At 72.9% G+C, this 26,857-nt stretch carries 26 protein-coding genes; 12 read left to right on the top strand and 14 right to left on the bottom strand.

Going from position 1 to position 26,857, the window contains the following annotated elements:
* Positions 1-70: 70 nt before the first annotated feature.
* From GGD88_RS07365 to GGD88_RS07380, 4 genes are read left to right on the top strand one after another with little or no spacing between them, the layout of a single operon-like run.
* Positions 71-1,921, top strand: a complete 1,851-nt coding sequence (locus GGD88_RS07365) for an extracellular solute-binding protein (RefSeq protein WP_184433536.1) — start codon at positions 71-73, stop codon at positions 1,919-1,921.
* 16 nt (positions 1,922-1,937) lie between these two features.
* A complete protein-coding gene (locus GGD88_RS07370; protein WP_184433538.1) occupies positions 1,938-3,041 on the top strand; it encodes a microcin C ABC transporter permease YejB in 1,104 nt (367 codons plus the stop codon).
* Positions 3,042-3,047: 6 nt separating this feature from the next.
* Positions 3,048-4,139, top strand: coding sequence for an ABC transporter permease (locus GGD88_RS07375; RefSeq protein ID WP_184433541.1), 1,092 nt, complete (start codon positions 3,048-3,050; stop codon positions 4,137-4,139).
* 14 nt (positions 4,140-4,153) lie between these two features.
* Positions 4,154-5,857 (top strand): ABC transporter ATP-binding protein, encoded by a 1,704-nt coding sequence (locus GGD88_RS07380; protein ID WP_246423630.1) that lies wholly within the window; start codon positions 4,154-4,156, stop codon positions 5,855-5,857.
* Between the two features lie 65 nt (positions 5,858-5,922).
* On the opposite strand, the gene GGD88_RS07385 is transcribed toward GGD88_RS07380, so the two are convergent.
* Entirely contained in the window at positions 5,923-6,513 is a 591-nt protein-coding gene (locus GGD88_RS07385) for an NnrU family protein (protein WP_184433545.1), read from the bottom strand.
* A gap of 196 nt (positions 6,514-6,709) precedes the next feature.
* The gene (gene erpA, locus GGD88_RS07390) at positions 6,710-7,081 is read right to left on the bottom strand and encodes an iron-sulfur cluster insertion protein ErpA (protein ID WP_184433547.1); all 372 of its coding nucleotides are present in this window, start codon (positions 7,079-7,081) and stop codon (positions 6,710-6,712) included.
* 189 nt (positions 7,082-7,270) lie between these two features.
* On the opposite strand from erpA, the gene GGD88_RS07395 reads away from it, so the two are divergent.
* From GGD88_RS07395 to GGD88_RS07415, 5 genes are read left to right on the top strand one after another with little or no spacing between them, the layout of a single operon-like run.
* Positions 7,271-8,050 carry a hypothetical protein gene (locus tag GGD88_RS07395; RefSeq protein ID WP_184433549.1) on the top strand — a complete coding sequence of 260 codons (780 nt, stop codon included), beginning with the start codon at positions 7,271-7,273 and terminating at the stop codon, positions 8,048-8,050.
* Positions 8,047-9,357 carry an ATP-binding cassette domain-containing protein gene (locus tag GGD88_RS07400; RefSeq protein ID WP_184433551.1) on the top strand — a complete coding sequence of 437 codons (1,311 nt, stop codon included), beginning with the start codon at positions 8,047-8,049 and terminating at the stop codon, positions 9,355-9,357. The genes GGD88_RS07395 and GGD88_RS07400 overlap by 4 nt, the downstream gene beginning before the upstream one ends.
* A 32-nt stretch (positions 9,358-9,389) precedes the next feature.
* Positions 9,390-10,154 (top strand): methyltransferase domain-containing protein, encoded by a 765-nt coding sequence (locus GGD88_RS07405; protein ID WP_184433553.1) that lies wholly within the window; start codon positions 9,390-9,392, stop codon positions 10,152-10,154.
* Positions 10,144-11,010 (top strand): ABC transporter permease, encoded by an 867-nt coding sequence (locus tag GGD88_RS07410; protein WP_184433555.1) that lies wholly within the window; start codon positions 10,144-10,146, stop codon positions 11,008-11,010. Before GGD88_RS07405 ends, GGD88_RS07410 begins: the two co-directional genes overlap by 11 nt.
* Positions 11,007-11,228, top strand: coding sequence for a DUF2065 domain-containing protein (locus GGD88_RS07415; protein WP_246423631.1), 222 nt, complete (start codon positions 11,007-11,009; stop codon positions 11,226-11,228). Before GGD88_RS07410 ends, GGD88_RS07415 begins: the two co-directional genes overlap by 4 nt.
* A gap of 18 nt (positions 11,229-11,246) precedes the next feature.
* Here the strand turns inward: GGD88_RS07415 and GGD88_RS07420 are convergent, their stop codons facing one another.
* The 5 genes from GGD88_RS07420 to def all read right to left on the bottom strand — a co-directional run bounded on the left by GGD88_RS07420 (position 11,247) and on the right by def (position 14,207).
* Complete coding sequence (locus tag GGD88_RS07420; protein ID WP_184433557.1) at positions 11,247-11,549, bottom strand: hypothetical protein; 303 nt, start codon at positions 11,547-11,549, stop codon at positions 11,247-11,249.
* Between the two features lie 118 nt (positions 11,550-11,667).
* The gene (locus GGD88_RS07425) at positions 11,668-11,991 is read right to left on the bottom strand and encodes a DMT family transporter (RefSeq protein WP_184433559.1); all 324 of its coding nucleotides are present in this window, start codon (positions 11,989-11,991) and stop codon (positions 11,668-11,670) included.
* A gap of 6 nt (positions 11,992-11,997) precedes the next feature.
* Positions 11,998-12,750: a tRNA pseudouridine(38-40) synthase TruA gene (gene truA, locus GGD88_RS07430; protein ID WP_184433562.1), complete on the bottom strand. Its 753-nt coding sequence runs from the start codon at positions 12,748-12,750 to the stop codon at positions 11,998-12,000.
* Positions 12,751-12,762: 12 nt separating this feature from the next.
* Positions 12,763-13,683: a methionyl-tRNA formyltransferase gene (gene fmt, locus GGD88_RS07435; protein ID WP_184433621.1), complete on the bottom strand. Its 921-nt coding sequence runs from the start codon at positions 13,681-13,683 to the stop codon at positions 12,763-12,765.
* 2 nt (positions 13,684-13,685) lie between these two features.
* Positions 13,686-14,207, bottom strand: a complete 522-nt coding sequence (def, locus tag GGD88_RS07440) for a peptide deformylase (RefSeq protein WP_184433565.1) — start codon at positions 14,205-14,207, stop codon at positions 13,686-13,688.
* Between the two features lie 494 nt (positions 14,208-14,701).
* On the opposite strand from def, the gene ndk reads away from it, so the two are divergent.
* Entirely contained in the window at positions 14,702-15,124 is a 423-nt protein-coding gene (gene ndk / locus GGD88_RS07445; protein ID WP_184433568.1) for a nucleoside-diphosphate kinase, read from the top strand.
* Positions 15,125-15,215: 91 nt separating this feature from the next.
* On the opposite strand, the gene GGD88_RS07450 is transcribed toward ndk, so the two are convergent.
* From GGD88_RS07450 to GGD88_RS07470, 5 genes are all read right to left on the bottom strand, one after another.
* Positions 15,216-16,262, bottom strand: a complete 1,047-nt coding sequence (locus tag GGD88_RS07450; protein WP_184433571.1) for a mitochondrial fission ELM1 family protein — start codon at positions 16,260-16,262, stop codon at positions 15,216-15,218.
* The gene (locus tag GGD88_RS07455) at positions 16,259-17,758 is read right to left on the bottom strand and encodes a leucyl aminopeptidase family protein (protein WP_184433574.1); all 1,500 of its coding nucleotides are present in this window, start codon (positions 17,756-17,758) and stop codon (positions 16,259-16,261) included. The genes GGD88_RS07450 and GGD88_RS07455 overlap by 4 nt, the downstream gene beginning before the upstream one ends.
* A 51-nt stretch (positions 17,759-17,809) precedes the next feature.
* Positions 17,810-18,937 carry a TAXI family TRAP transporter solute-binding subunit gene (locus tag GGD88_RS07460; protein ID WP_184433577.1) on the bottom strand — a complete coding sequence of 376 codons (1,128 nt, stop codon included), beginning with the start codon at positions 18,935-18,937 and terminating at the stop codon, positions 17,810-17,812.
* 193 nt (positions 18,938-19,130) lie between these two features.
* Positions 19,131-20,075, bottom strand: a complete 945-nt coding sequence (locus GGD88_RS07465) for a DMT family transporter (protein WP_246423632.1) — start codon at positions 20,073-20,075, stop codon at positions 19,131-19,133.
* Between the two features lie 307 nt (positions 20,076-20,382).
* Positions 20,383-22,119 carry a cation:proton antiporter gene (locus GGD88_RS07470; RefSeq protein ID WP_184433580.1) on the bottom strand — a complete coding sequence of 579 codons (1,737 nt, stop codon included), beginning with the start codon at positions 22,117-22,119 and terminating at the stop codon, positions 20,383-20,385.
* A gap of 416 nt (positions 22,120-22,535) precedes the next feature.
* Here GGD88_RS07470 and GGD88_RS07475 point away from each other — a divergent pair, with 416 nt between their 5' ends.
* A complete protein-coding gene (locus GGD88_RS07475) occupies positions 22,536-24,107 on the top strand; it encodes a sigma-54-dependent transcriptional regulator (RefSeq protein ID WP_184433583.1) in 1,572 nt (523 codons plus the stop codon).
* Here the strand turns inward: GGD88_RS07475 and GGD88_RS07480 are convergent.
* A complete protein-coding gene (locus GGD88_RS07480) occupies positions 24,044-24,646 on the bottom strand; it encodes a class I SAM-dependent methyltransferase (RefSeq protein WP_184433586.1) in 603 nt (200 codons plus the stop codon). The genes GGD88_RS07475 and GGD88_RS07480 overlap by 64 nt on opposite strands.
* A gap of 219 nt (positions 24,647-24,865) precedes the next feature.
* Here GGD88_RS07480 and GGD88_RS07485 point away from each other — a divergent pair, with 219 nt between their 5' ends.
* The gene (locus tag GGD88_RS07485; protein ID WP_184433589.1) at positions 24,866-25,465 is read left to right on the top strand and encodes a DUF1178 family protein; all 600 of its coding nucleotides are present in this window, start codon (positions 24,866-24,868) and stop codon (positions 25,463-25,465) included.
* Between the two features lie 16 nt (positions 25,466-25,481).
* Here the strand turns inward: GGD88_RS07485 and GGD88_RS07490 are convergent, their stop codons facing one another.
* Positions 25,482-26,489, bottom strand: coding sequence for a ChaN family lipoprotein (locus GGD88_RS07490; protein WP_184433592.1), 1,008 nt, complete (start codon positions 26,487-26,489; stop codon positions 25,482-25,484).
* Positions 26,490-26,857: the final 368 nt, after the last annotated feature.

Genomic DNA, 26,857 nt, shown 5'->3' on the forward strand with positions numbered 1-26,857 from the left:
CGCGCCGCATGGTGCCCGCACTATCTGTGCCATCGTTGACGTTCTGGCCCCCACCAGCGGGAGTGTCCCCATGCGCCGTTCCGGCCCGTTCCTGTCGCCGCGGTCCGTCCTGGCCGGCCTGATGCTGGTGCTGGCGGGCACGCTGACGGCCCCCGCCGCCGCCGAGCCCAGCCATGCCATCGCCATGCACGGCACACCCAAGTACGGCCCGGACTTCCCCCATTTCGATTATGTCAATCCGGACGCGCCCAAGGGCGGCACGTTCCGGCTCGCGGCCCTGGGCGGATTCGACACCCTGAACCCGTTCACCATCAAGGGCGAGAGCGCCGCCGGCCTGGGCCGGCTGTTCGACACCCTGATGGTGCCGTCGGCCGACGAGCCGTTCACCAAGTACGGGCTGGTGGCGGAAAGCATCGAGACCCCCGAGGATCGCTCCTGGGTCACCTTCCGCCTCAATCCGGCGGCCCGGTTCCACGACGGCACGCCGATCACCGCCGAGGACGTGCTGTTCAGCTTCGAGACGCTGCGCACCGACGGCGCCCCCCTCTACCGCTTCTACTACGCCGACGTGGCGCAGGCCGAGGCCCTGGATGACCGCACGGTGACGTTTACGTTCTCGACCAGCACCAACCGGGAGCTGCCGTTGATCCTGGGTCAGCTTCCGGTGCTGCCCAAGCACGACTGGGAGGGGCGCGACTTCGCCGCCACCACACTGGAGCCGCCGCTCGGCAGCGGCCCCTATCGGATCGCCGACTTCGAACCCGGCCGCACCATCCGCTACGAGCGGGTCGAGGACTACTGGGCCCGCGATCTGCCGGTCTCGGTCGGCCAGCACAACTTCGGCGTCATCGAGTACGACTACTACCGCGACGCCACCGTGGCCGTCGAGGCGCTGAAGGCCGGGGAGTACGACTTCCGGGCCGAGAACATCGCCAAGGTGTGGGCCACCGCCTATGACGGCGATGCCCTGGAGGCCGGCCACCTGGTCAAGCTGGAGGCGCCGCACGACCGGGTCGCCGGCATGCAGGGCTTCGTCATGAACATGCGCCGGCCGGTCTTCGCCGATCCGCGCGTGCGCGAGGCGCTGGCCTACGCCTTCGACTTCCAGTGGGCCAACCGGAACCTGTTCTTCGGCCAGTACACCCGCACCCGCAGCTACTTCGACAACAGTCCCCTGGCCGCCACCGGCGTGCCCGAGGGCGCCGAACTGGCGCTGCTGGAGCCGTACCGGGACCAGCTTCCGCCGCGTCTGTTCACGGAGGAATACACCCCGCCCGCCGTGCCGGCGCCGGGCGAGATTCGCGCCAACCTGCGCACCGCGCTGGGCCTGCTGCGCGAGGCCGGCTGGTCGATCCAGGACGGCGTGATGACCCATCCGGACAAGGGGCCGCTGTCGTTCGAGATCCTGTTGTATGGCGTCACCTTCGAACGCGTCGCGCTGCCGTTCGTGCAGAACCTGGAACGCCTGGGGGTCAAGGCCCGGGTGCGGACCGTGGACACGGCCCAGTTCCTCAACCGCATCAACGCTTTCGACTACGACATGGCGATCACGAGCTGGGGCCAGTCCGACAGCCCCGGCAACGAACAGCGCGAGTTCTGGAGCAGCGCCACCGCCGACGTGGAGGGCAGCCGCAACCTGGCCGGCATCGCCGACCCGGTGGTCGACGCCCTCATCGAGCGGGTCATCCAGGCCCACAGCCGCGCCGAGTTGGAGACCGCCGTCCATGCCCTCGACCGCGTGCTGCAATGGTCGTTCCTGGTCGTCCCGCACTGGCACATCGAGTACGACCGCCTGGTGTTCTGGGACAAGTTCGGCCGCCCCGCCGTGACCCCGTCGCAGGGCACGCAGGTGACGGCGTGGTGGGTCGATCCGGCCAAGGCCGAGGCGCTGGCGGCCGCCGGCGTGCTGGCGGCACGGTAAGCGGGGCCGCCCATCCATGGCCGCCTACATCATCCGCCGTCTGCTGCTGATCCCGCTGACCCTGCTGGGCATCATCACGATCAACTTCTTCATCGTGCAGATCGCCCCCGGCGGGCCGGTGGAGCAGTTGCTGGCCGAGATCCAGGGCACCGCCGTGGACGCCACCGCCCGCTTTTCCGGCATCGACGCCAGCGAGGTCGGCGGCGGTGGCGGCGAGGGGGGTGGCGGCGGCGACAGCACCTATCAGGGCGCACGCGGCCTGGATCCGGCCTTCATCGCCGAGATCGAGCAACAGTTCGGGTTCGACAAGCCGATCCACGAACGCTACCTGAAGATGCTGGTGGACTATGCCACTTTCGACCTCGGCGAGAGCTACTTCCGCGACCAGGGCGTTCTGGAGCTGATCGGAGACAAGATGCCGGTTTCGGTCTCGCTCGGCGTCTGGTCGACGCTCATCATCTATCTGGTCTCGATCCCGCTCGGCATCGCCAAGGCCGTGCGCGACGGCAGCCGCTTCGACATGGTCACGAGCTGGGCGGTGATCATCGGCTATGCGGTGCCCGGGTTCCTGTTCGCCATCCTGCTGATCGTGCTGTTCGCCGGCGGGCGCTATTTCGACCTGTTCCCGCTGCGCGGGTTGGTCTCGGACAATTGGTCCGAGCTGCCCTGGTGGCGCCAGGTCCTGGACTACGCCTGGCATCTGACGCTACCGGTGACCGCGATGGTGATCGGGGGCTTCGCCAGCCTGACCATGCTGACCAAGAACTCGTTCCTGGAGGAGATCAACAAGCAGTACGTGGTGACCGCGCGCGCCAAGGGCCTGACCGAACGGCGCATCCTTTACGGCCACGTGTTCCGCAACGCCATGCTGCTGGTGGTGGCCGGGTTCCCGGCCGCGCTGGTGGGGATGCTGTTCACCGGCGCCCTGCTGATCGAGGTGATCTTCAGCCTGGACGGCCTCGGTCTGCTGGGTTTCGAGGCGGTCATCAACCGCGACTATCCGGTGATGTTCGGCACGCTCTATGTATTTGCGCTTCTGGGGCTGGTGCTCAACCTGATCTCCGACGTCACCTACCACATCATTGATCCGCGCATCGACTTCGAGAGCCGGGAGGTGTGACCGCGCATGAGTGACAGCGGAACCCTCGCCGCCGCCGACACCGGCGCCCGCCCCGCCGCCGCCGCGCCCTCCGGCGGCCTGAGCCCGATCTGGCGCCGGCGGCTGGCCAATTTCCGCGCCAACCGGCGCGGCTTCTGGTCGTTGTGGATCTTCCTGGTGCTGTTCGTCCTCAGCCTGTTCGCCGAGTGGATCGCCAACGACCGGCCCGTGTTCGTGTGGTATGACGGCGCGCCGTACTTTCCGGTCGTGGCGGACTACCCGGAAACCACCTTCGGCGGCGACTTCCCGACGCCCGCCGCCTACCGCGATCCCTTCGTGGCGGACCTGATCACCGACAAGGGCTTCATGGTCTGGCCGTTGGTCACGTTCTCCTACCAGACCGTCAACCAGGACCTGCCGGTGCCGGCCCCGGCGCCGCCCAGCGCCGAGAACTGGCTCGGCACCGACGACCAGGGCCGCGACGTGATGGCTCGCCTGATCTACGGCTTCCGGCTGTCGGTGCTGTTCGGGCTGGCGCTGACGGTGTTCTCGTCCCTGATCGGGGTCGCGGCCGGCGCCGTGCAGGGCTATTTCGGCGGCCTGTTGGACCTGTTCTTCCAGCGCTTCGTGGAGATCTGGTCCGGTTTGCCGCAGCTCTTCATCCTCATCATCGTCTCGTCGGTGCTGGTGCCCGGGTTCTGGACCCTGCTGGTGGTGCTGCTGCTGTTCTCCTGGACCGCCCTGGTGGGGGTGGTGCGGGCCGAGTTCCTGCGCGCGCGCAACTTCGACTACGTGCGCGCCGCCAAGGCGCTGGGCATGTCCGACGCCCAGGTGATGGTCAAGCACGTGCTGCCCAATGCCATGGTCGCCACCCTGACCTTCCTGCCATTCATCCTGGCCGGCTCGCTGGTGGCGCTGACCTCGCTGGACTTCCTGGGTCTGGGGCTGCCGCCGGGCTCGCCGTCGCTGGGCGAACTGCTGCGCCAGGGCAAGGACAACCTTCAGGCTCCATGGCTGGGCATCACCAGCTTCATGGTCATCGCCGTCATGCTGACCCTGCTGGTGTTCGTCGGCGAGGCGGTGCGCGACGCCTTCGATCCGCGAAAAGGCGTGACGTGATGGGGGGTGACCTCATGGACCACGGTCAGGCCGCGCATCGCGACGACCCGGACCGGCTCGCCGCCCTGGGCGACACCGTGCTGGCGGTCGAGAACCTGTCGGTCACCTTCGGCCACCCGCCCCGGGCGGTGGAGGCCGTCCGCGGCGTCTCGTTCTCCATCCGGCGCGGCGAGACCCTGGCCCTGGTGGGCGAGAGCGGCTCGGGCAAGTCGGTCTCGGCGCTGTCGGTGCTGCGCCTGCTGCCCTATCCGTTCGCGCACCATCCGTCGGGGTCGATCCGGCTGGCCGGCACCGAGATGATGACGGCCCCCGACCCGGTGCTGCGCCGGATGCGCGGCGAGACCGCGGCGATGATCTTCCAGGAGCCGATGACGGCGCTGAACCCGCTGCATTCGGTCGAGAAGCAGATCGGCGAGACCCTGGCGGTGCACAAGGGCCTGACCGGGGCGGCGGCGCGGGCGCGGACCCTGGAGCTGCTGCGGCTGGTCGGCCTGCCCGAGGCCGAGCGGCGGCTGTCCGCCCTGCCACACGAACTGTCCGGCGGCCAGCGCCAGCGCGTGATGATCGCCATGGCCCTGGCCAACGAACCCGACCTGCTGATCGCCGACGAGCCGACCACGGCGCTCGACGTCACCATCCAGGCCCAGATCCTGGACCTGCTGATGGATCTGCGCGACCGCTTCGGCATGGCCCTGCTGTTCATCACCCACGACCTGAGCATCGTGCGCCGCATCGCCGATACGGTCTGCGTCATGAAGGACGGCCAAGTCGTGGAGCGCGGTCCGGTGGTGCGGCTGTTCGCCGATCCGCAGCACCCCTACACCCGCGCCCTGATGGCCGCCGAGCCCAAGGGTACGCCGCGCCCGCCGCCGGACGACGCCGCAACGGTGATCACCACCACCGACCTGAAGGTGCACTTCCCGATCCAGAAGGGCGTGATCCGCCGCACCGTTGGCCACATCAAAGCCGTGGACGGGGTGACCCTGGCGGTCAAGGAGGGTCACACCGTCGGCGTGGTGGGCGAAAGCGGCTCCGGCAAGACCACGCTGGGCCTCGCGCTGCTGCGCCTGATCCCGTCGGCCGGGCCGATCACCTTCGAGGGCGGGCGCATCGACGGGCTCAGGTCCAAGGCGGTGCGACCGCTGCGCCGGCGCATGCAGATCGTGTTCCAGGACCCGTTCGGCAGCCTCAGCCCGCGCCTGTCGGTGGGCCAGATCGTCGGCGAGGGGCTGGAGGTGCACCGCATCGGCGCCAACGCTGCCGAGCGCGAGGCCCGGGTCGTCGAGGCTTTGCGGGAGGTCGGCCTGGACCCGGAGACGCGCGCCCGCTATCCGCACGAGTTCTCCGGCGGCCAGCGCCAGCGCATCGCCATCGCCCGGGCGTTGGCCCTGAAGCCGCGCTTCCTGGTGCTGGACGAGCCCACCAGCGCGCTCGACGTCTCGGTGCAGGCGCAGATCGTCGACCTGCTGCGCGACCTGCAGGACCGCCACCGGCTGGCCTACCTGTTCATCAGCCACGACCTGCGGGTGGTCCGCGCGCTGGCGGACGACATCCTGGTGATGAAGGACGGCGTGGTGGTCGAGGCCGGCCCCGCCGCCCAGGTGCTGGACGCGCCCCGCACCGCCTACACCCAGGCCCTGATGGCCGCCGCCTTCGACCTGGAGGCGCGGGGGGCCAAGGCGGGAGACGTGGCGGGAGACGCGGCGGCCGCCCACTGACCGGCTGCCTGCACAGCGCGACCGGAGGCCCGCGCGGCGTCGGGCCGCGCGGGCGCCGGGCTGGGTCAGCCGATCAGGTCGGTGCTGCTGCCGAAGATCATCGGCAGGGCGCTGACCCCGAACAGGATGTGGTGGGTGAGCGCGAACACCACCGTCGCCGCCAGACCCATCGCGACCACAATGGCGTCCGTCTTCATCGGCCGCGGCTCCGGCCGCGGCGGCTGCGGGCGCGTCACCTGGCCCAGCAGGTTGAGCACGGCATAGATGGCGAAGCTGCCGAACAGCAGGCCCGAGGCCGCCCAGGGACTCGCCAGCAGGTGGGCGCCGGCCCACAGCAGGATGGCGATGGTCATCGGGTGGCGGGTCCAGCGCTTGATGTTGCACGGCACGTAGGTCGCGATCAGCAGGATGAACGCGAGCGGCATCGCGATCAGCGGCAGCCACATGCCCCAGGCCGGCACCTGATAGCCGGGCACGCGCGGCGCCTGCGAGAAGCCGTAGACGATCAGCACCAGACCGGCCAGAGAGACCAGCGCAAAGACCACCTTGTACGGCGCCAGGCCCATGACCCCGACCAGTCGGTTGCGCCACACGGGGACCATGGGGATGAGGTGAGCCAGGAAGAACAGCAGAAGGCCGACGGCCAGCAGCGACATGACGCGACTCCCGATTGGGGGCGGCGCAACCGTGGCTGGGCCGGGGTCCGGGCGCGGACACGGGCGCAGGCCGGGCACGGTGACACCGCCGGGAAAACCGGGCGGAGTGTAGTGCCCGGTCCGGGGCTCGCTCAATCGCTATCGTACCCGCGGCGCCGAGCGGCGACCGCTTTTCGGGCGCGACCGCTCGCCCGGGCTACATCGAAAACGAGGTGCCGCAGCCGCAGGTCGAGGTGGCGTTGGGGTTCCGGATGGTGAAGGCCGCCGCCATCAGGTCCTCGACATAGTCGATCAGCGCGCCGTCCAGCAGCTCCAGCGACGCCTCGTCGATCACCACCCGCACACCATGGGCCTCGAACACGCGGTCGTCGTCGGCCGCCACGCGGTCGAGATCGAAGCGGTACTGGAACCCGGAGCAGCCGCCGCCGTCCACGATCACGCGCAGCATGAGCGACTCGTCGCCCTCGCCGGCGATCAGCGTCTGCACGCGCCGGGCACAGGCCTCGCTGATGGACACCGACGGCCCGGCCTGGGCCGGCGGCGGGGACAGGGTCTCGGCATCGGCCATGGCGCGGCCTCCTTGGTCATCGGGTCTGGAACGGTTCGCAGAAGATGTAGGCGGCGCGCGGCACGCTGTCGAGAGGGGCCCGCCTGTGGTCTTTCCTTGCGTCGCGCGCGGCGCTCCCGCAAAACAGGAGCGCATCCACGGTGGGCGCGAACGGCCCCGGCGCCCTCCCTCTTGGCGGGATCAGAACCGATGACACCGCCCGAGTTGGCGACCCTCGCACGCGGCTCGTTCCGCGTCGCCGCCGCACTGGCCGGCCGCGCCCGCCGGACACGGGTGCGGCGGGGCGCCCTCGGCTGGGCGGGCGAGGCGCTGGGGCCCCTCTGGCCCCTGCTGGTCTACCTGCCGCTGGTGGCCGGCGGCGCCCTGCCGCGCCCGGACACCCTCGCGCCGCTGGCCTATGCGGCCATGGGCTATCTGCTGTGGAGCCTGCTGGTGGACGCCGCCCTGGCCCCGGCGCGCGGTCTGGCGGCGCACCGCGCCCCCGGCACCGCGCCGGCCGCGGCCCTGCTGGCCGGCGGGCTGGAGGCGGCGGAGCGGACCGCCGTCCGGGCGCTGGTCCTGGTCCCGCTGGCGCTGGCGGCGCAGGGCGCCATGGACCCGATCGGCCTGCTCGCGGCGCTGGCGCTGCTGCTGCCCGCGCTGGCGCTGGCCACGGGGGCCGGCCTGGTGCTGGCGCTGCTGACCGCGCCATGGCCGGACGCGGCGGGCGGCGCGGCGACCGCTCTGCGCCTCACCCTGCTGCCGAGTCTGGTGCTGTTCCCGCTGCCGGACGCCGGTTGGACCCTCGCGGCCACCATCCTCAATCCGCTGGCGCTGTGGACCGACAGCCTGCGCACCCTGGCCCTGACCGGCGCCCTGCCCCACCCGGGCGCGGTGCTGGCCTGGAGTGCGGCCGGTCTCCTGACCCTGGCCGTGGCCCTGCGCGGGCTGGCGCGTCTGACGCCGCGGCTGCGGGAGGCGGGGGCGTGAGCGCGGCCCTGCTCAGCCTGGACGGGGTCTCGAAAGGCTTTCCGGCGGCGCCGGGCGCCGACCGCCGCGCCTGGGCGCGTCAGGTCTGGCGCGCCCTGTGGGGCCGCGATCCTGTCCCGCGGGCCGCCGGACCGGGCACCGTGGCGGCCCTGGAGGGCGTGTCGCTGACGGTGCGCCGGGGCGAGTCCGTGGGCGTGGTGGGCCTGAACGGTGCCGGCAAGACCACCCTGCTGCGCCTCGCCGCCGGCCATCTGGCCCCGGACGCCGGCCGCGTGACCCGGACCGGGCGGGTGGCGACCCTGATGGACCTGACCGCCGGCCTCGCCCCAGCCCTGAGCGGGCGCGACTGCATCCCGCTGGCGGGCGCGCTGGCCGGGCGCAGCCGCGCCGAGATGGCGGCGGCGGCGCCCCATATCGAAGCCTTCTGCGGCCTTGGGCCGGCGCTCGACCGGCCGGTGGGCGGCTATTCCAGCGGCATGGCGCTGCGCCTGGGCTTCGCCATCGCGGTGCACTGCGACCCCGACCTGCTGTTGGTGGACGAGGTGCTGTCGGTGGGCGACTTCCCGTTCCGGCAACGCTGCCTGGCGCGCATGATGGTGCTGCGCGAGCGCGCCGCCGTGGTGCTGGTCTCGCACAATCTGGCCGAGGTGGCGCGGTTCTGCGACCGGGTCGTGGTGCTGGACCGCGGCCGGGTGGCCTACGACGGCCTCCCCGAGGCCGGCCTGGCCCTGTACCGCCGCCTGGCCGAGGGGGCCGAGGGGGCCGAGGGGGCCGCGCCGGCGCCCCGCGACTCCGAGGACGGCGCCACACCCGGGTTCCTCAAGCCGCTGTTCCACGACGCAACCCGGGTCGGACCGCTGGACCTGGCGTGGCTGGACGACGGCGGGGCGGCGGTCGCCACGGCGCCCTTCGGCGCGCCGCTGACCCTGCGGCTGCGCGCCCGGCTGGCGGCGCCGGCCCGCGCCCTGTTCGTGGGCGTGCCGCTGTACGCCCCCGACGGCACCCGGATCAGCGGGCTGGCCAGCGACCTCGCCCACCCGCCGGTCGCGGCCGGGGCGGGCGCGACCGTGACCGCCACCCTCACCGTCCCCGCGCCGCGTCTCAACCCCGGCCCCTGGCACGGCGTCGCGGTGCTGCACGACGGCCCCGGCACGCTGGCGCGTCAGCCGCTGCCGCCGCTGACCATCACCGGCGGCCCGAGCCGGCACTGGGGGCACTGGACCCCGGCGGCGACCTGGACGCTGTCCGCCGGCGCCCGGTCCGCGCCGGAAGAGGGATGCGAAGCGCGCGCGAAAGTGCCAGAGTGAGGCTCCCGTTTCATCGTCCGGGACTGACGGCCGTGGCCGACGACACCATTGACTGGGACGCCTTCTTCACCCTCCATCACGAGCTGCCGCGCGAGGGACCGGGCAGCGACGCCATGACCGAACAGGTGGCCCGGTCACTGCCGCCGCTGCCCGATGGCGCCATCCTCGACCTGGGGTGCGGCCCGGGGCGCCAGACCCTGGTTCTGGCGCGCACGCTGAAGCATTCGGTGATCGCCATCGACACCCACCGCGCTTACCTGGAGCGGCTGGCCCAGGCGGCGGACGACGCCGGGCTGTCGACCCTGATCGAGACCCGCCAGCAGTCGTTCTTCAATCTGCCCGAGGAGCCCGAAGGCGTGGCCCTGATCTGGGCCGAAGGCAGCATCTATGTCCCCGGCTTCGTCGAGGGCCTGCGGCTGTGGCGGCCGCTGCTGGTGCCGGGCGGCCTGCTGGTGGCGAGCGACGTGGTGTGGCTGACCGACGACCCGCCGGCCGAGGCCCGGGCCTACTGGGAGCAGGACGAGGGGTACCCGCTGGTCACCGTGGCGGACAAGTGCGCCCAGGCCGAGGCCGACGGCTTCGCCGTTCTGGGCACCCATGTGCTGCCGAAACAGGCGTGGTGGGACGAATACTACGCCCCGCTGGCCGCGCGCAGCGCCGCCCTGCGCCCGGCGGCCGGACCGGCGCTGGCCCGGGTGCTGGACGCCAACGACCACGAAATCGACATCTGGCGCCGCTGCGGCGACAGCTACGGCTATATCTTCTTCGTGCTGCGCAAGGTGGACGATGCCGCCTGACGTCGGCGACAGTGTGGTCCGCCCCCTGCACGCGGATCCCCATGAGAGCCACGCCGCGCGCCGGTTCTCGGGGCGCCGGGTGTGGGCGCTGATGCTGCGCCACTGGTTCGTCATGCGCGGCTCGATCCCGCGCCTGCTGGAGCTGGCCTACTGGCCGATCATGCAGGTCATCACCTGGGGCTTCATCACCCAGTTCCTGGCCAGCGAATCCAGCCTGATCGCCCAGGCCGGCGGCATCTTCATCGCCGCCGTGCTGCTGTGGGACGTCATGTTCCGCGGCAACCTGGGGCTGTCGCTGTCGTTCATGGAGGAGATGTGGGCGCGCAACCTGGGCCATCTGTTCGTCAGCCCGTTGCGGCCGCTGGAGCTGCTGGCGGCCCTGATGGCCATGAGCATCATCCGCACCCTGATCGGCGTGCTACCGGCGACGGGGCTGGCGTGGCTGTTCTATGCCTACAACATCTATGACATGGGCCTGCCGCTGCTGGCGTTCTTCGTCAACATGCTGGCCATGGGTTGGGTCATCGGGCTGCTCGTCAGTGCCCTCGTTCTGCGCGTCGGCCTCGGGGCGGAGAGCCTGCCCTGGATCCTGATCTTCGTGTTCTGGCCGATCAGCGGGATCTACTATCCCATGGACGTGCTGCCGGTCTGGATGCAGGTCATCGGCTACAGCTTCCCGCCCGCGCATGTGTTCGAGGGCATGCGCCAGGTGCTGTTCGAGGGCACCGTGCACTGGGGCCACCTGGCCGCCGCGGTGGCGCTGAACGGGCTGTACCTCACGCTGGCCGGGGCGTTCTTCCTGCACGTTTTCCGCGTCGCCCGGGTCAAGGGCCTGCTGCTCAACATCGGGGAATGACCCCGCCCCTGCCGCCGTTCGGGAGTGCCATGGTTCAGGACATCGTCACCGCACTCGGCCTCGTGCTGGTCATCGAAGGCATGCTGTACGCCCTCATGGCGCCGCCCATGCGGGCGCTGATCCGCGCCGCCCTGGAGATGCCGGACCGGCACCTGCGCATCGGCGGGGTGGTGGCGATGGCCCTCGGGGTGCTGATCGTCTGGCTGGCGCGAGGGTGAAGCTCCCCCCACGCGGCCCTACTCGTCGCGGCCCTTGATGGTGCGGAGCAGGACCAGCATCAGCACGATGGCGATCACGTTCAGCGCGATGATGAACGCCATGCCCAGGATCAGAACCGAGGTGCCGCGCCCGGCCACCAGGATCAGGTCGCCATACACCCACACGGCGCGCAGAATCAGACCGATGCCGACGAAGAACAGGATCGCCACCAGGGTCAGCGTCGAGGGCCACCGCCACAGCAGACGCCAGCCGCGGCGGCGGGGCGGCGGGCCGTCGCCATCCGCGTCGTCGGTGGCGGGGTGATCGTCCTCCTCGCGCATGCTGCGGGGTCCGTCCTCGTGCGCCGGCCCCGTCGTGGCATCGGCGGGGCGTGGGGCGGTGGCAGAGTGCGGCCGCACCGGACCGCCCCGGTCTGCGATGGGGGCGTCCCGGGCCGCCTCAGTGCGGCGATCCGCTCAGGTTGAGGCCCACGACGCCGATCACGATCAACAGAATCGAGATGGCGCGAACCCAGGTCAAGGCTTCGCCGAAATACACGACGCCGATCCCGGCGATCAGCGCCGTGCCCAGCCCGGCCCAGATTGCGTAGGCCACGGAGACGTCAAGCTTCTTCAACGCCAGGGTCAGCAAGGTCAGGCTGGCGCCGTAAAACACGACCACCCCGATGGAGGGCCACAGCCGCGTGAAGCCGTGCGACAGCTTCATGGACGTGGTGCCCATCACCTCCAGGACGATGGCGCCCATCAGCGTCAGCCAGTGCATGGTGGATCACTCCTCGGTGTCGGGGTAACGCGCCGCGACGAAGTACAACCCGTGCGCCGGGGCGGTCGGGCCGGCGGCGGCGCGGTCGCGGGCCGCCAGGGCAGCGCGCAGGTCGGCCACCGTCCACTTGCCGGTGCCGACCAGGGCCAGGGTGCCCACCATGTTGCGGACCTGGTGGTGCAGGAACGAGCGCGCCCGCGCGGTGACATGCACCTCCTCCCCCATCCGGGCCACCGCCAGCGCGTCCAGCGTCTTGACCGGGCTGTCGGCCTGGCACTCGGCGGCGCGAAAGCTGGAGAAGTCGTGATGCCCCACCAGCACCTGGGCGGCGGCGTGCATGGCGTCGGCGTCGAGCGGGCGCGGGTGCCACCACACCCGGCCCTTGTCGAGTGCCGGGCCGGCGCGCCGGGTGAGGATGCGGTAGAGGTAACGCCGCTCGACGCAGGAAAACCGGGCGTGGAACGCGTCGGGGACCACGTCGGCGGCCAGCACCGCCACCGGGGCGGGGCGCAGGTGGGCGTTGAGGGCGTCGGCCATCTTGCCGTCGGGCAGGGTCTTGGCGATGTCAGCGTGCGCCACCATGCCGAGCGCATGGACCCCTGAATCGGTCCGTCCGGCCGCATGCAGGCGCACCGGGCCGGCACACAGGCGTTCCGCCGCCTCCTCCAGCGCCTGCTGGACCGACGGGCCGGTGTCCTGACGCTGCCAGCCCACGAACGGGCCGCCGTCATATTCGATCAGAAGGCGATATCGCGGCATGATGCCGCGTGCCTACCCCAGAACGCTGCCCGGGGGAAGGGGGCGGCCGCGCAGGAAGGCGTCCGCGTCCACCGCCGCCTTGCCGGCGCGCTGCATCCGCGTCAGCCGCAACGCGCTGCCGCCGCCACAGGCCACCGTGGGCGCGGCGTCCAGCACCGTCCCCGGCGCGGCGTCGGCCGGGCCGTCCACCGGGGTGGCCGCCAGCAGCTTGATGCGCTCGCCGGCGACCTTGAAGAATGCCCCGGGCGTCGGCGTCAGACCGCGGATGTGGCGGTCCAGCTCGGGCGCCGGCCGGGACCAGTCCAGGCGGCTCTCGGCCTTGTCGATCTTGGCGGCATAGGTCACCCCGGCCTCGGGCTGCGGCGTCGCGGTCAGCGTGCCGGCCTCCAGCCCGGCCAGGGCCTCCAGCACCAGCGGTCCGCCCAGGGCCGCGAGGCGGTCGTGCAGGGTACCGGCCGTCGTCGTCGAGTCGATCGGCACCGTCGCCTTCAGCAGCATGGGGCCGGTGTCCAGGCCCGCCTCCATGCGCATGATGGTCAGGCCGGTTTCGGCGTCCCCGGCCATGATCGCGCGCTGAATCGGCGCCGCCCCGCGCCAGCGCGGCAGCAGCGAGGCATGGATGTTGATGCAGCCCAGCCGCGGGGCCGCCAGCACCGGGCGCGGCAGGATCAGGCCATAGGCCGCCACCACCGCCACGTCGGCGTTCAGGTCGGCGAAGGCGGCGCGGTCGGCCGGGTCCTTCAGCGTGGCGGGATGGCGCACGGGGAGGCCGCGGGCCTCGGCCGCGACCTGCACCGGGGAGGGCCGGTCCTGCTTGCCGCGCCCGGCGGGTCGCGGCGGCTGGGTATAGACGCAGACCACGTCGTGGGCGTCCGCCACGGCCTCCAGCGCCAGCACCGCGAAGTCCGGCGTGCCCATGAAGACGACCGACAGGGTCACGCCGCCAGGGTCCCGCTCTTCTTCCGCTTCTGCAGCTTGCGCAGCATCATGTTGCGCTTCACGCTGCTCAGGTGATCGACGAAGAGCGTGCCCTGGAGGTGGTCGATCTCGTGCTGGATGCAGGTCGCCAGCAGGCCGTCAGCCTCCATCTCCTGCACCTGGTTGTCCCGGCCCAGGAAGCGCACCCGGATGCGCGCCGGGCGGGTGACCTCGTCGTACATCTCGGGCAGCGACAGGCAGCCCTCCTCGTGCACCCGGGTCTCCTCGGAGGTCCACAGGATCTCCGGATTGGCCAGCCGCAGCGGCTGCGGTGCCTCGCCCTCGCGCGCCACGTCGACCACGATGACGCGTTTGAGCACGCCCACCTGGGGCGCGGCCAGCCCGATGCCGGGGGCCGCGTACATGGTCTCCAGCATGTCGTCCATGAGGCGGGCGGTCTCGGCGTCGACGGCCGCGACGGGCTCGGCCTTGCGCTTCAGGCGGGGATCGGGGGCAACGACGATGGGCAGCACGGCCATGACAGGGGTCCTCGGGGCTCGGGAGCGGCGGAGACAAGCGGCAACGGGCAGTATAGCGACGCGGGGCGTCCGCGACCAAGCGGGTCGGGCCGCCATGTCAAACTACGGTCCGAGATAAGGTGGGCCGGGGAGACGATCAAGCGGGGCCACACCGTGACACGTCAGCCGCGACACGCCAGCCGCGACACGCCAGCCGCGACACGCCAGCCGCGACACGCCAACCGCGACACCGTGGGCCACGACGCCAGGGGCCACGACACACACGGGGGCGGTCCCCCCGTTGCCTTCCGGAGCGGGACGCATTATAAGGCGCGCGCCTGAGGCGCCGCCCTCCTCCGGGCCGGCCCGTCACGACCGGCCGTCGCCCGGTCCGCCTCACCCGCCGTCCCCGGAGCGCCGGCGCGCCGCCGACCGACCGTCCGACCGGACCCATCCCCGCGGGGCGCGTGGTCCACCGCCGCCTCCGCCACCCCGACACACGACAGGAATCCCCGATGGCCATCGAACGCACGCTTTCGATCATCAAGCCCGACGCCACCCGCCGCAACCTGACGGGGGCCATCAACGCCCGCTTCGAAGAGCGCGGCCTGCGCCTCGTCGCCCAGCGTCGGGTGCAGCTCACCCGCGCCCAGGCCGAAGGCTTCTACGCCGTGCACAAGGAACGCTCGTTCTTCAACTCGCTGGTCGCCTTCATGACCTCCGGCCCGGTTGTGGTGCAGGTGCTGGAGGGCGAGAACGCCGTCGCCCTGAACCGCGAGATCATGGGCGCCACCAACCCGGCCAACGCCGAGGCCGGCACCATCCGCAAGGACTTCGCCGAGTCCATCGAGGCCAACTCGGTGCACGGCTCCGACTCCCCGGAGAACGCGGCCAAGGAGATCGCCTACTTCTTCGCCGAGGTCGACATCGTCGGCTGAGGCGGCTGAGGCGGCCGCGGCGGGACCCGCGGCACATGAGGACCGGCCTGGGACACTCACCCGGTGCGTCCCCTGTGCCGCGCGCGCCGCGCTACCCCACCACCCCGTCGGCTTGCAGCAGCGCCCGCGCGGCAGCGGCGATCTCGGCGGCCGGATTGACCGGCTCGTAGGTCCACTCCGCCCAGGCCGCGTCCGGCCCCAGCCGCCGGGCCACGCCGGCCGCCACCAGTTCGGCGTGGAAGCGGGCGTGCGGCGCCCGCGCCCAGCCGTCTGGTGCAAACAGCCACAGGGGCCGCCGCGTCACGGTGGCCTCGCTCAGCATCGACATGGAATCGCCCGTCACCACGACGGCGTCGGCCAGCCCGAGGAACCCCAGATAGGGATTCTCCGCCGGGTTCTCGCGCCACGGCACCAGACAGTGCGGCCCGGGCAGCCGGCGGCGCAGGGCGGTGACGGCATCGGTCCGGGTGCGGCGGCTGGTGGTCACCAGCAGCGATCCGCCCACCCCGGCGGCCAGCGCCCCGGCACGGTCGGCCAGCAGGCCGGCGAGCCGGCCGTCCAGGCGGCGGCGGCCCGAATCCCCCCCGACCAGCACCGCGATTCGGGGTCGCGGCAACGCCGCCACGCGCTCGCGCCAGGCCGGCGCGGCGGCCGCCACCCGTCCGGCGGTGAGCGGGTGCGGCGCCCCGGTGACGACGCGCACATTGGACCGGCGCCGCAGCGCCGCCACGCGGCGGTCGTGCGCCGGCACCGCGATCAGGTCGAACGCGGCGCGGCCGTAGCGCGGGTCCTGGACGTGCACCAGCCGGGGACCGCGGCCGTCGCGCGCCATCAGGGTGGCGCGCAGCCACCGCGCCACCGCGCCGGCGCGGCGACCGGCGCTGACCACCAGCGCCGGGGTGGGCGCCGCCAGCAGCCGCGTCCTGGTCTCCTGCGACGGGCGCACCAGGCCGAGGGCGCGCTGCCACGGCCATTCGTGCTCGTACCACAGCCGCTCCTCGTGCCAGGGCAGGCCGAGCGCCTGCACCACGCCCCGGGTCTGGCTGTTGGACCCGGCCAGTCCGTCCAGCAGCGCCAGCACCGGCGCCGGCGCGGGACGCGGCGGCAGCGTCTCGTCATCGGGCCACGGCGCCATCATGCCGCGAACCGCCGTTCGACCAGGGCAAACAGGGCCGCCAGCGCCTGCGCCGCGCCCCCCTCGGGCCGCCCCGGCTTCGACGACGGCGCCCAGGCGTAGAGGTCGAGATGCGCCCAGGGCGTGGCCTCGGACACGAAGGCGGACAGGAACAGCGCCGCCGTGATGGCGCCGGCGAAGGGGCTCGACCCGGTGCTGCTCAGGTCGGCCACGGGGCTGTCGAGCATCGCGCGGTAACCGGGGTGCAGCGGCAGCCGCCAGACCGGCTCGCCGGTCTCGGCGCCGGCCGCCGCCAGGTCGGCGGCAAGCGCGTCGTCGCGGGTGAACAGGGCCGGAATGTCGGGCCCCAGGGCCACCCGCGCCGCCCCGGTCAGGGTGGCGAGGTCGATCAGCAGGGCCGGATCCTCGCGGTCGGCCTCGGCCAGGGCGTCGGCCAGCACCAGCCGGCCCTCGGCGTCGGTGTTGCCGACCTCCACGGTCAGCCCCTTGCGGGTGCGCAGCACGTCCAACGGCCGGAAGGCGCTGCCCGACGGCATGTTCTCCACCGCCGGGATCAGCACCCGCAGCCGCACCGGCAGGCCGGCGTCCATGATGGCATGCGCCAGCCCCAGGGCGTGCGCGGCCCCGCCCATGTCCTTCTTCATCAGCTTCATGCCGGCGGACGGCTTCAGGTCCAGGCCGCCGGAGTCGAACACCACCCCCTTGCCCACCAGGGTGACGCGCGGATGGGCCTCGTCGCCCCAGCGCAGGTCCAGCAGCCGGGGCGGCCGCGCGCTGCCGCGCCCGACCGCGTGCACCGCCGGCCAGTTCTCGGCCAGCAAGGCGTCGCCGACGATCTCGCGGAAGTCGGCGCCGTGGTGCGCGGCCAGCGCCCGCGTCACAGCCGCCAGCTCGGCCGGCCCCAGATCGGCCGCCGGGGTGGTCACCAGATCGCGGGTCAGGGCCACCGCGGCCACGTGGCGGCGCACGCGGGCGCGGTCGACACCGGCGGGCCACACCAGACGGGCCGGCGCGGGCGGGGCCGAGTCCCGGTCACCGTCCGTGTCCGGCGCGCTCTTGTAGCGGTCGAAGCGCCAGGCGCCCAGCGCCCAGGCCACCGCCACCGTCGGCGCCAGGTCGTCGCCGGCCGCCGGGTCCAGCGCATAGCAGCCCGGCGCCAGCCGGCGCGGCAGTCCGGCCAGCGCCCAGCGGTCGCTGCCGTCGCCCAAGCCGACCAGGATCCCGTCCGGGCCGGCCCCGTCATGGCCCCCGCTGTCGCCCGGCAGCGGGCAGGTCTCGCCGGCCTTGGCGCGGAACCCCAGGGCACGGACCCAGGCGGCGCGCGCCGCGGGTTGCCCCGCCAGCCAGTCGTCGAGAGCGTCCCGGGTCAGCGGGATCAGCGGCACGGGGGCCGGCGCCGCCCGGCCGGGCGGGTCGATCAGGCTGTCGAGGCAGGGATGGGCGGGCCGGAACAGGGGCGCATCGGGCGCCTCCTCGGCATCGGACGCAGCGGCGGCCATGGGCGGGGGACTCCGGAAACAGGAACGACGGGCGGCCGCACCGGCCCCTCATCAGGGCAGGTAGCCCGCGTCCTCGTAGTACCGTTGCGCCCCGACGTGCAAGGGAATCCCGGTGCCGTGCGGCGCCGCCTCCGGGGTGAAGGTCTCGGCCGTCGCGACACTCTCGAACAGGGTCCGGGTGTTCGGGTGCCACAGCGCGCGGGTGATGCTGTAGGCCAGCGACTCGGTCAGCGCCGCGCCGCCGATCAGCACCGCCCCCACCGACAGGGTCGGCACCGCCGTGTCGATGCCGGCATAGACCCCGCCCGGGATGTGGTCGAGGGTCAGGTAGGGGTGGCTGTCGGCCATGGCGCGAACCGGCGCGCCGTCCAGCGGCATCAGCCGCACCGGCAGCGCGGCCGCCAGATCCGTGACCACGGTGACCGGCGCCGCCCCGATGAAGAAGAAGGCGTCGATCTCGCCGGCCACCAGCAGGTCGGCGGACGGTCCCGGCTTGTCGTAGATCGGCTCCACGTCGGCGTCGCTCATGCCGTGGGCGGCCAGCAGCAGGCGCGCGTCCACCAGCGTGCCGGAGCCGGCCTCGCCGAGCGCGATCCGGCGCCCGCGCAGATCCTCGACGTGATACAGGTCGCTGTCGGCGCGCACCACCAGGTGGGCCTTCTCGTCGTACAGCCGCGCCAGGGCGAACAGATCCAGCATCGGCCCGGCGTCGGCGAACACGGCCGTCCCGGTGCGCGCCCAGTAGGCGATGTCGGCCTGACACAACGCCAGACCCAGCGCGCCGGTGGCGAGGCCGCGCACATTGTCCACCGACCCGCCGGTGGACTGCGCCACCGCGATCAGGCCGGGCACACCACAGCTCCCGCCGCGCTCGCAGGGCCGCGCGCCGGGTGGACGGCTGATGGCGTTGGCGATCAGGCCGCCGACCGGGAAGTAGTAGCCGGCGGTGGAGCCGGTGCCGATGCGTATGAAGCGCATCCCGGGCGCGGTGTCGGGATCCTGCGCGCGGGCCGTGGCGGCGCGGGCCGCGCCGGCGCCGGCGCCGGCGGGGACGATCAGGGGGGCGAACAGGGGCGCGACCGCCGCGCCCAGGCCCAGGGCCAGGCCGCGCCCGAGGACGTCACGGCGCCGGGGACGATACCTCTCCCAGGCGTCGCGGTCCGCCTCCCTCGCCGTCATGGTCGCCCTCCTGCCGCATGCGCGAACACCGGCCAGCCCCGCGCCCTCCCCGCCCCTGGCGCGAGAGCCCCGGCGGGTCGCAGGGCCGGTTCATCCCGTGGTCATGATCGCATCAGCATGCCCCTCGATCACGGTGATTTTCGGGCAAGATTGCGCCCGAGACCAGGGCGCGGCGGGACCGGTCACGGAACTGTCACGCCGGCCGTCGCCGGCGCGGCCACCCGGACGCCAGCAGCACACCGACGGCCACCACCGCCATGCCGGCCAGCGCCAGCACCCCCAGGCGCTCGTCGAACAGCAGCCAAGCCAGCAATGCGGTCACCGGCGGCACCAGGTAGAACAGGCTGGCGACCCGGGCGGCCTCGCCCAGGCGGATCAGCAGCATCAGCAGGGTCACCGCGCCGATCGACAGCACCACCACCAGCCACACCAGGCCGAACACGAAGCCCGGCGTCCAGGCGATGGTGGTGTCCTCGCCGGTCACCCAAACCGCCGCCAGCATCGCCAGCATGGCGGCGCCGAACTGGAACACCGCGCCGGTGCGCGGATCCAGGCCGCCACAGTAGCGTTTCTGGTACAGGGTGCCGGCGGTGATGGCGAGCACCGCCACCGCCGCCGCGGCCACCGCCTCGGGGCCGAAGCCGTCGAACAGGGCGCCGGCGCGCGGCGCCAGCTTGTCGCCCAGCACCATCACCACCCCCACCAGGCCCAGCCCCAGGCCCAGCCACTGACGCGCGGACACCCGTTCGCCCAGCAGCGGGCCGGCCGCCACCGCGGTCAGCAGCGGTTGCAGCCCGGCGATGAGGGCGGCGATGCCGGCGGGCAGGCCCCATTCGATGGCCACGAACACCCCGCCCAGGTAGCCGCCGTGCAGCAGCAGCCCGGCGACCATGGCGTGCCCGGCCAGCGCCGGCCGCGCCGGCCAGGGCGCCCGCGCCAGCCATACCAGGGGCAGGAAGAGGGCCACCGTGATGGCGAACCGCAGCGCGAGGAAGGTGAGCGGCTGACTGTGCGGCAGCACGAAACGGGCGCCGATGAAGCCGGTGCTCCACAGCAGCACGAACAGCGCCGGCATCGCCGTCACGAAGGCGGCGCAGGCGGCGGGCGACAGCAGGGCGCGGGTCTCGTCTCGGGGCATGGCACGGGTCCGGAGGGGCCGGCCGACAGCGGCGGGGCTGCGGGCGCGGGCGCGGGCGCGGCCCCCCTTGTGCCATCGGCGCGCCGCCCGGGGAAACGAACTCTCCTGATGGCGGGCATCAGCGTTCGGAATGGGCGGCGTCGATCGGCCCGCCCGGGGCCATCGGGGGAAGACTCCAGGGCACGCCGTGCATGCTGACTTGCATGCTGAGTGGTCGTCACGGCCTGGGGACAACGCCTCACAGCCCGCGACATCGGGCCGGCATGCCCGAGAGGCGGCTCAAGACGCCGGTCCCCTGATGGCCCTGTCAGCCCGCCGCCGAGCGTGCCGCCTCCGCCGAGGCCCGGTCGGGGTCCGGCTCCGCCTCGGGTCCGCGTTCGGGATGGGCCAGGCGATCGAGGGCATGGTGGGCGGCGTCGGCGAACGGCAGCAGCACCACGTCGGCGCCGGCGGCCCGGTAGCCCTCGACCTCGTCGGCGCGCTGAGCGGTCACCGCCACCCGGCCGCGGTAGCCGTGGGCGCGCAGCCCACGCACCAGCGACAGCACCGGATTGACCCCGGCCGCCCCCACCATGTGGACGCGGAAGGCGCCGATCACCCATTGGTCGGGCTTCAGCGGCAGTTCCTTGAGGAATTCGGGATCGGTGACGTCGCCGTACCAGGCCGCGTGACCCTGGCGCCGCCACTGCCGCACCGCCTCGGGATCGAAGTCGACCCCGAGCACGCGCCGCCCCTCCTGGCGCAGCGCGCGGGCGATGTTGCTGCCGAAGCGGCCCAGACCGACCACAATGGCGTCGACCTCGCGCGGCGCGGCGTCGGCCTCCTTCAGCGCCATCTCCCGCACCGGGCGACGGCGCTCGAAGATGCCCAGCAGCGGCTCGCAAAGCTGATAGAGCCGCCGCGAGTAGATAATCATATAGGTCGACAGCCCGATGGTGATGAGGCCCACCAGGGTGATGAGCCCGACGTGCTCGCGGGTGAGGTGCCCGAGCGACAGACCGAGCGCGGCGAAGATGAGCGAGAACTCGCTGATCTGGGCCACCGTCAGGCCGGTCAGGAAGCCGGTGCGCTTGCGGTAGCCCATGACCCCCATCAGCACCAGCACGATCAGCGGGTTGCCGATCAGCACGAACAGCGACAGCCAGACCGCGTTGCCGACCTGGGCGCCGATGGTGCCCAGGTCCATGGCGCTGCCGAGGTGGATGAAGAAGAACAGCAGCAGGAAGTCGCGCAGGCTGACCAGCCGGGCCGCGATCGCCTCGCGGTAGGGCGTCGACGCCAGGCTGACGCCGGCCAGGAAGGCCCCCATCTCCTTGCTGAAGTCGAGCAGGCCGCTGAGCGAGGCCAGCGCCACCGCCCAGGTCACGGCGAACAACACCAGCAGCTCGGGGGCGCCGGCCAGCCGGCGCAGGATCGGCTCCGCCAGGTAGCGCATGAACAGCGCCAGACCGATCAGGAAGGCCGCCCCCTTGGCCAGCACCCCGAGAACGGTCCAGGCCATGGCCACCGCGCCGCCGCCCGCGTCCAGCGTCAGCGAGGACAGCCCGATCATCACCAGCACCACCACGATGTCCTGCACGATCAACACGCCAAGCGCGATGCGACCGTGCAGGGCGTCGATCTCGCCCTTGTCCGACAACAGCTTGACGATGATGATCGTCGACGAGAACGTCAGGGCCACCGCGACATAGACGCTCGGCAGCAGGTCCAGGCCCAGCCCCAGGCACAGGCCGAATCCGACCAGGGCGGTGAACACCACCTGGCCGAGGCCGGTCACCACCGCGACGCGGCCGATGGAGCGGATCAGGGCGAGATCCAGCTTCAGCCCCACCACGAACAACAGAAGGGCGATGCCGAATTCGGCCAGGACCTGGATCTGCTCCTCGGCCTGGACCAGCCCAAATCCGGATTGACCGGCCAGGATGCCGGCGGCGAGGAAGGAAACGATCAGCGGTTGACGCAACAGCAGGCCGATCGCGCCGACCGCGACGGCCAGCAACAGGATGGCCGACAGTTCGAGGAACACGCTGTCGAACATGGTCATGGACTCCGGAAAGGCGCGGGGGCGGGGCGAAACCGCACACGCCCCCGCGCGGCCCGGCCTGTGACCGGCCACGTCCGCGCGTGCTGGACGTGGCATGTGGCGGCGGGAGCGTCAAGGCCGTTGCCAACGCGCGGGCGCCACCGCCGGGGCGCGCGGCGACATGGCGTGGTTTCCTATCAAAAGAAGGACAAATCGTTCCGATGGCGCGGTGGGGAATGCGGCGCTTGGAGGCGCCCCACACCGCCCCGGACCAAGAGGACCGCCAGGACTGGGCTTCGGTAGCCCTGGACCGTCCCAAAGGAGACCGCCCGCGATCGCCTCACCGGAACGATGCCACTATCCGGGCTTTCCTCGCTGTCCTGACCCGCTACAATGTGGTCCTGTGCGTGTGTCTGACTCGCGCAAAAGGAGTTGCAATGCAGTCCGCCCCGGCGCCCCACCCCTCCGCCTCGCCCGTCACGCCTCCCCGGGGACGGGTCCTGCTGGTCGAGGACACGCCTTCGATGGCGCGCGTCTACATGGAGTACCTGGCCGACCTGCCCTGGGCGGTCGATCTGGCCGAGACCGGGGCGGAGGCGCGCCGCCTGCTGGGCCGGGGCGGGCATGTGGCGGCGATCCTGGACCTGCTGCTGCCGGACGCCTCCGGGCTCGACATCCTGCGCGAGATCCGCGCCGGTAGTCCGGACATGGCGGTGATCGTGGTGACCTCGCAGGGCTCCATGCAGGTGGCCGTCGAGGCCATGCGGGACGGGGCCGACGACTTTCTGACCAAGCCGTTCGCCGCCGACCGGTTGCGGGTGACGCTGAAGAACGCGGTCGAGCGCCACGCCATGGCGGGGACCATCCGGCGCATTCGCCAGGAGATCGGGCGCGAGACCTTCCACGGCTTCATCGGCTCGTCGCTGGCCATGCAGGGGGTCTACCGCACCATCGAGGCCGCCGCGCCATCGCGCGCCAGCGTGTTCATCACCGGGGAGTCGGGGACCGGCAAGGAGGTCTGCGCCGAGGCCCTGCACCGCGCCGGCCCGCGCGCCGCCGGACCGTTCGTGGCCCTGAACTGCGCCGCCATCCCGCACGAGTTGATCGAAAGCGAGATCTTCGGCCACGTGAAGGGGGCCTTCACCGGCGCCATCGCCGACCGCCAGGGCGCCGCCGCCCGGGCCGACGGCGGCACCCTGTTCCTGGACGAGATCTGCGAGATGGACCTGGGGCTCCAGGCCAAGTTGCTGCGCTTCATCCAGACCGGCACCTTCACGCCGGTGGGCGGCGCCCGGGTGGAGAGCGTCAGCGTGCGCTTCATCTGCGCCACCAACCGCGACCCCTGGGCCGAGGTCCAGGCCGGCCGGTTCCGCGAGGACCTGTATTTCCGCCTGCACGTCATCCCCATCCACCTGCCACCGCTGCGCGAACGCGATTCGGACGTGGTGGAGATCGCGCGCGCCCTGCTGGAGCGATTCGCCGCCGAGGAAGGGCGCGACTTCCAGGGCTTCACGCCGGAGGCGGAGGCGCTGCTGCTGCGCCTGCCCTGGCCCGGCAACGTCCGCCAGCTCCAGAACGTGCTGCGCAATGTGGTGGTGCTCAACGCCGGGCCGCTGGTGACGGCCGAAATGCTGGACGGGCCGACGCGGGCGCTCGGCGCGGCCTTGAGCGCGGCGCCCGCACCGGCCGCCGCGCCCGCGCCCCCGGAGCCGGCGTCGACACCCGCCGCCGGGGCATCCGGAGCAACGGGAGCGTCCGCCCCCCCCGCCCCGCCCGGGGCCGGCACCGGCGCGCTGGATTCGCTGCGCGAGGCGCATGGCCTGCGCCCGATGTGGCAGGTGGAGTGGGAGCACATGACGGCCGCGCTGAAGGCCTGTCAGGGCAACGTCCCGCGCGCCGCCGCCCTGTTGGAGGTCAGCCCCAGCACCATCTACCGCCGCATTCGTCAGTTCGGCGACCCGGTCTCGGGCGCCTCCGCGGCCGGGACCGGCGGCAGGGCCACCGGCTGATCGCTGCGCACCGCGCACAGGCTCTGGGTCACGCCCTGGCCGCGCCCGGAGGGCGTCGGCGTGATCCCCTGGGCGAACGCCACCACCTGGAGGCGGCCTGCCACGGCGTCGAGCAACTCTCCCGGCCGCAGCAGGTGGTCCGGGTTACGCGGCCGGGCGAAGCGCTCGTTGCCGATCATGAAGGTCTCGTACAGCAGCACGCCGCCCGCGGCGACCGCCTCGGTCAGGGCCGGCCACAGCGGGCGGAACAGATAGTTGGTCACCACCACGGCATCGAAGGTCCGGCCGGCGAACGGCCAGGGGGTGCCGTCCTCCAGATCGGCGGCGACGATCTCGGCCCGATCCGCCAGATCGGCCACATAATCGACATCCCGATCCACCAACGTGAGGCGAAACCCGCGATCAAGCAGCCAGCGGGCGTGACGGCCGCCGCCGCAGGCCACATCGAGCACGTGCCCCCCGGGGCGGATCAACGCGGCGAAGCGGGTGATCCAGGGCGACGGCACGGTGAGAGCGAGATGAACGGCGGGCGGCGGCATGGCGACGGGGTCCGGCACCGGTGGGCGGGTCGGCTTCGTCTTGTCACGACCGGGCCGGCCCGGTAAAGGTCGCGCGCGTTTGCAAAGCGTTCAGGTCCCGGGTGTAGCGTGGGGCACAGGACGCGGGGTCCAGACGGGCGCCGGGCGCCGAGCGCCGGGGGACGAGCCCCCTCCCGTGCCCCCGCCGTCCGACGCGCGGTTTCCGAGCAGGGCAGAGCCATGATCCTCTATTCCCTCCAGTGCGATAACGGCCATGCCTTCGAGGCGTGGTTCCGCGACAGTGCGGCCTATGACGAACAGGCCGACGCCGGCGTCGTCACCTGCCCGCTGTGCGGCTCGCGCGAGGTTGCCAAGGCCGTGATGGCGCCGCGCCTGGCCCGCCACCACGGCGTGCGCGAGACCGCGCCGCCGCACGGCGCCGGGGACCCCGACTCCGCACAGCCCGCCCCAGAGAACGCTCCGGAGACCGCTCCGGAGACCGGCCCGCCGGCCGGCGAGCGACCCGGGCCCACCGCCGGTGCGGTCCGCGGGCGGCCGGCGCCGGCCGGCGCCGGCCTCTCCGGGGCCAGCGCGGTGGCCGGCCCCAGCGCGGCCGCCGCCGAGCGCGTGGTGGCCGCCCTGGAGGCGCTGCGCGGCGAGATCGAGCGCACCTGCGACGACGTCGGCGATCGGTTCGCCGAGGAGGCGCGCCGCATCCACTACGGCGAGACCGAGGCGCGCGGCATCTACGGCCAGACCACCCCGGGCGAGGCCGAGGCCCTGCGCGACGAAGGCGTCGACTTCGCCACCATCCCGTGGCGCCGCCGCACCGACGCGTAGGAGCGCACGGCGTCGCTCACTGAGCGTCCCCCGCCGTCCCGCCGCCATGGCGGTCGCGCAGGCGTTCGAGCTGGTCGCGGAACTTCTCGCACGGGTCGACGTCGTCGACCGCCGGGGTGAACAGCACCAGATCGTAGGGCGGCGGGCCGGCGTCGGCGGCGGTGTCGCGCAGGTCCGCGGGTGCCGGGTCGGGCGGCATGTCCGGGGGCACCTCCAGAATCCCCACCGTCACCACCGCGCCGTCGGGCGCCAGGTGGTCGAGGTACCACGGCACGGCGCGGTCGGCGCGCACGTGGCCGTTGCCGGCGATCAGCACCACGCCGTCGTCGTCCGGCCGGTCCGCCGCGGCGGCCATCGCCCGCGCCATCTCGCCGTCGCGGGCGCGCTGGGCCGCGATCATCCCAGGCAGGGCGGACTCGGGCAGCATGCCGCAGTGCCCGGTCATGATCTCCGCCGCCAGGTCGGCGCGCAGCGCATCCGGCAGCGGCGCGTCCAGCGCCCGGGGCGCCAGGCCGTCGGCGCCCAGCACCGCCGCCGCCCCCTCCGCGCCGACCCGGCGCACGGTCTCGGTCGGCAGGTTGCCAGGCAGAATCGGCAGGCCGGCGTCCAGCGCCACGGCGGCGATGGGCTGGTACAGCGCCCAGTCCGGCCAGCCGCTGGCGGCCCAGTCGACCGCCGGCCCCAGCCCTGCGGCGCTGGCATCGGCGCGCGCCAGATAGGCGGCCAGCGGATCGGCCTGGGCGGCGTCCAGCATTTCCATCACCACCGCGGGCCGGCGCCCGGCCTCGACCATCCGCCCCAGCAGCCAGGCCTGGGCGGCGTGGGCGTCGGCGTTGTCGTGGACCTCCCCCAGCAGCACGAACCGCGCCCCGGCCAGGCGCTCCGCCACGGCCGCCGGCGCCACCGGCGCGGCGGTCCGGGCATCGAGGATCCGCCCCACCAGCGGATGGTCGGTACGCACCGGGGCCTGCCACGGGCCGCCCCAGGGCGGCGCCCCGGCGGCGGCCGGCAGGGCTGCGAGCATCAGGGCACACGCGAGGGCGAGACCCCGGAGAGGAGGGGGGAGAGGAGGGGGGAGACGAGGGGGGAGACGAGGGGGGAGACGACGGGCAACGGTGGGCGCGGGGCCGGTGTGGGACATGGGAAGACACCGTTCTGTGCGGGGGGGCATGCGGGGGCGTGGCGCGGGGGCGACCGGAGGCGGCGCCTCGGGTTTCCCCACCGGCCATATGGGTCCGCCGCGCCCGCCCTGCCACGCGATCGCGGGCGTGATCCGGTCCAAACCCGAGCTTTTTTCTGGTTCATGACGGAAAATCGGGGAGGGGCGGACAACGGGACGGTCTGACACACTGGTAGTTGCGACACGACACAGACTGCCAGGGAGGCCCCGTT

Source organism: Roseospira goensis (genome assembly GCF_014197795.1).
GTDB lineage: Bacteria > Pseudomonadota > Alphaproteobacteria > Rhodospirillales > Rhodospirillaceae > Rhodospira > Rhodospira goensis.

Bases quoted from the DNA above. Each gene is read 5' to 3' on its own strand.
- def (WP_184433565.1), bottom strand. From the start codon at position 14,207: ATGGCCGTGCTGCCCATCGTCGTTGCCCCCGATCCCCGCCTGAAGCGC.
- GGD88_RS07460 (WP_184433577.1), bottom strand. From the start codon at position 18,937: ATGACGGCGAGGGAGGCGGACCGCGACGCCTGGGAGAGGTATCGTCCC.
- GGD88_RS07475 (WP_184433583.1), top strand. From the start codon at position 22,536: ATGCAGTCCGCCCCGGCGCCCCACCCCTCCGCCTCGCCCGTCACGCCT.
- GGD88_RS07395 (WP_184433549.1), top strand. From the start codon at position 7,271: ATGACACCGCCCGAGTTGGCGACCCTCGCACGCGGCTCGTTCCGCGTC.
- GGD88_RS07375 (WP_184433541.1), top strand. From the start codon at position 3,048: ATGAGTGACAGCGGAACCCTCGCCGCCGCCGACACCGGCGCCCGCCCC.
- GGD88_RS07385 (WP_184433545.1), bottom strand. From the start codon at position 6,513: ATGTCGCTGCTGGCCGTCGGCCTTCTGCTGTTCTTCCTGGCTCACCTC.
- GGD88_RS07380 (WP_246423630.1), top strand. From the start codon at position 4,154: ATGGACCACGGTCAGGCCGCGCATCGCGACGACCCGGACCGGCTCGCC.
- GGD88_RS07370 (WP_184433538.1), top strand. From the start codon at position 1,938: ATGGCCGCCTACATCATCCGCCGTCTGCTGCTGATCCCGCTGACCCTG.
- GGD88_RS07410 (WP_184433555.1), top strand. From the start codon at position 10,144: ATGCCGCCTGACGTCGGCGACAGTGTGGTCCGCCCCCTGCACGCGGAT.
- GGD88_RS07465 (WP_246423632.1), bottom strand. From the start codon at position 20,075: ATGCCCCGAGACGAGACCCGCGCCCTGCTGTCGCCCGCCGCCTGCGCC.
- truA (WP_184433562.1), bottom strand. From the start codon at position 12,750: ATGCCGCGATATCGCCTTCTGATCGAATATGACGGCGGCCCGTTCGTG.
- GGD88_RS07480 (WP_184433586.1), bottom strand. From the start codon at position 24,646: ATGCCGCCGCCCGCCGTTCATCTCGCTCTCACCGTGCCGTCGCCCTGG.
- GGD88_RS07450 (WP_184433571.1), bottom strand. From the start codon at position 16,262: ATGATGGCGCCGTGGCCCGATGACGAGACGCTGCCGCCGCGTCCCGCG.
- GGD88_RS07425 (WP_184433559.1), bottom strand. From the start codon at position 11,991: ATGCACTGGCTGACGCTGATGGGCGCCATCGTCCTGGAGGTGATGGGC.
- ndk (WP_184433568.1), top strand. From the start codon at position 14,702: ATGGCCATCGAACGCACGCTTTCGATCATCAAGCCCGACGCCACCCGC.
- GGD88_RS07420 (WP_184433557.1), bottom strand. From the start codon at position 11,549: ATGCGCGAGGAGGACGATCACCCCGCCACCGACGACGCGGATGGCGAC.
- GGD88_RS07490 (WP_184433592.1), bottom strand. From the start codon at position 26,489: ATGCTCGCAGCCCTGCCGGCCGCCGCCGGGGCGCCGCCCTGGGGCGGC.
- GGD88_RS07470 (WP_184433580.1), bottom strand. From the start codon at position 22,119: ATGACCATGTTCGACAGCGTGTTCCTCGAACTGTCGGCCATCCTGTTG.
- GGD88_RS07455 (WP_184433574.1), bottom strand. From the start codon at position 17,758: ATGGCCGCCGCTGCGTCCGATGCCGAGGAGGCGCCCGATGCGCCCCTG.
- GGD88_RS07415 (WP_246423631.1), top strand. From the start codon at position 11,007: ATGACCCCGCCCCTGCCGCCGTTCGGGAGTGCCATGGTTCAGGACATC.
- GGD88_RS07485 (WP_184433589.1), top strand. From the start codon at position 24,866: ATGATCCTCTATTCCCTCCAGTGCGATAACGGCCATGCCTTCGAGGCG.
- erpA (WP_184433547.1), bottom strand. From the start codon at position 7,081: ATGGCCGATGCCGAGACCCTGTCCCCGCCGCCGGCCCAGGCCGGGCCG.
- GGD88_RS07365 (WP_184433536.1), top strand. From the start codon at position 71: ATGCGCCGTTCCGGCCCGTTCCTGTCGCCGCGGTCCGTCCTGGCCGGC.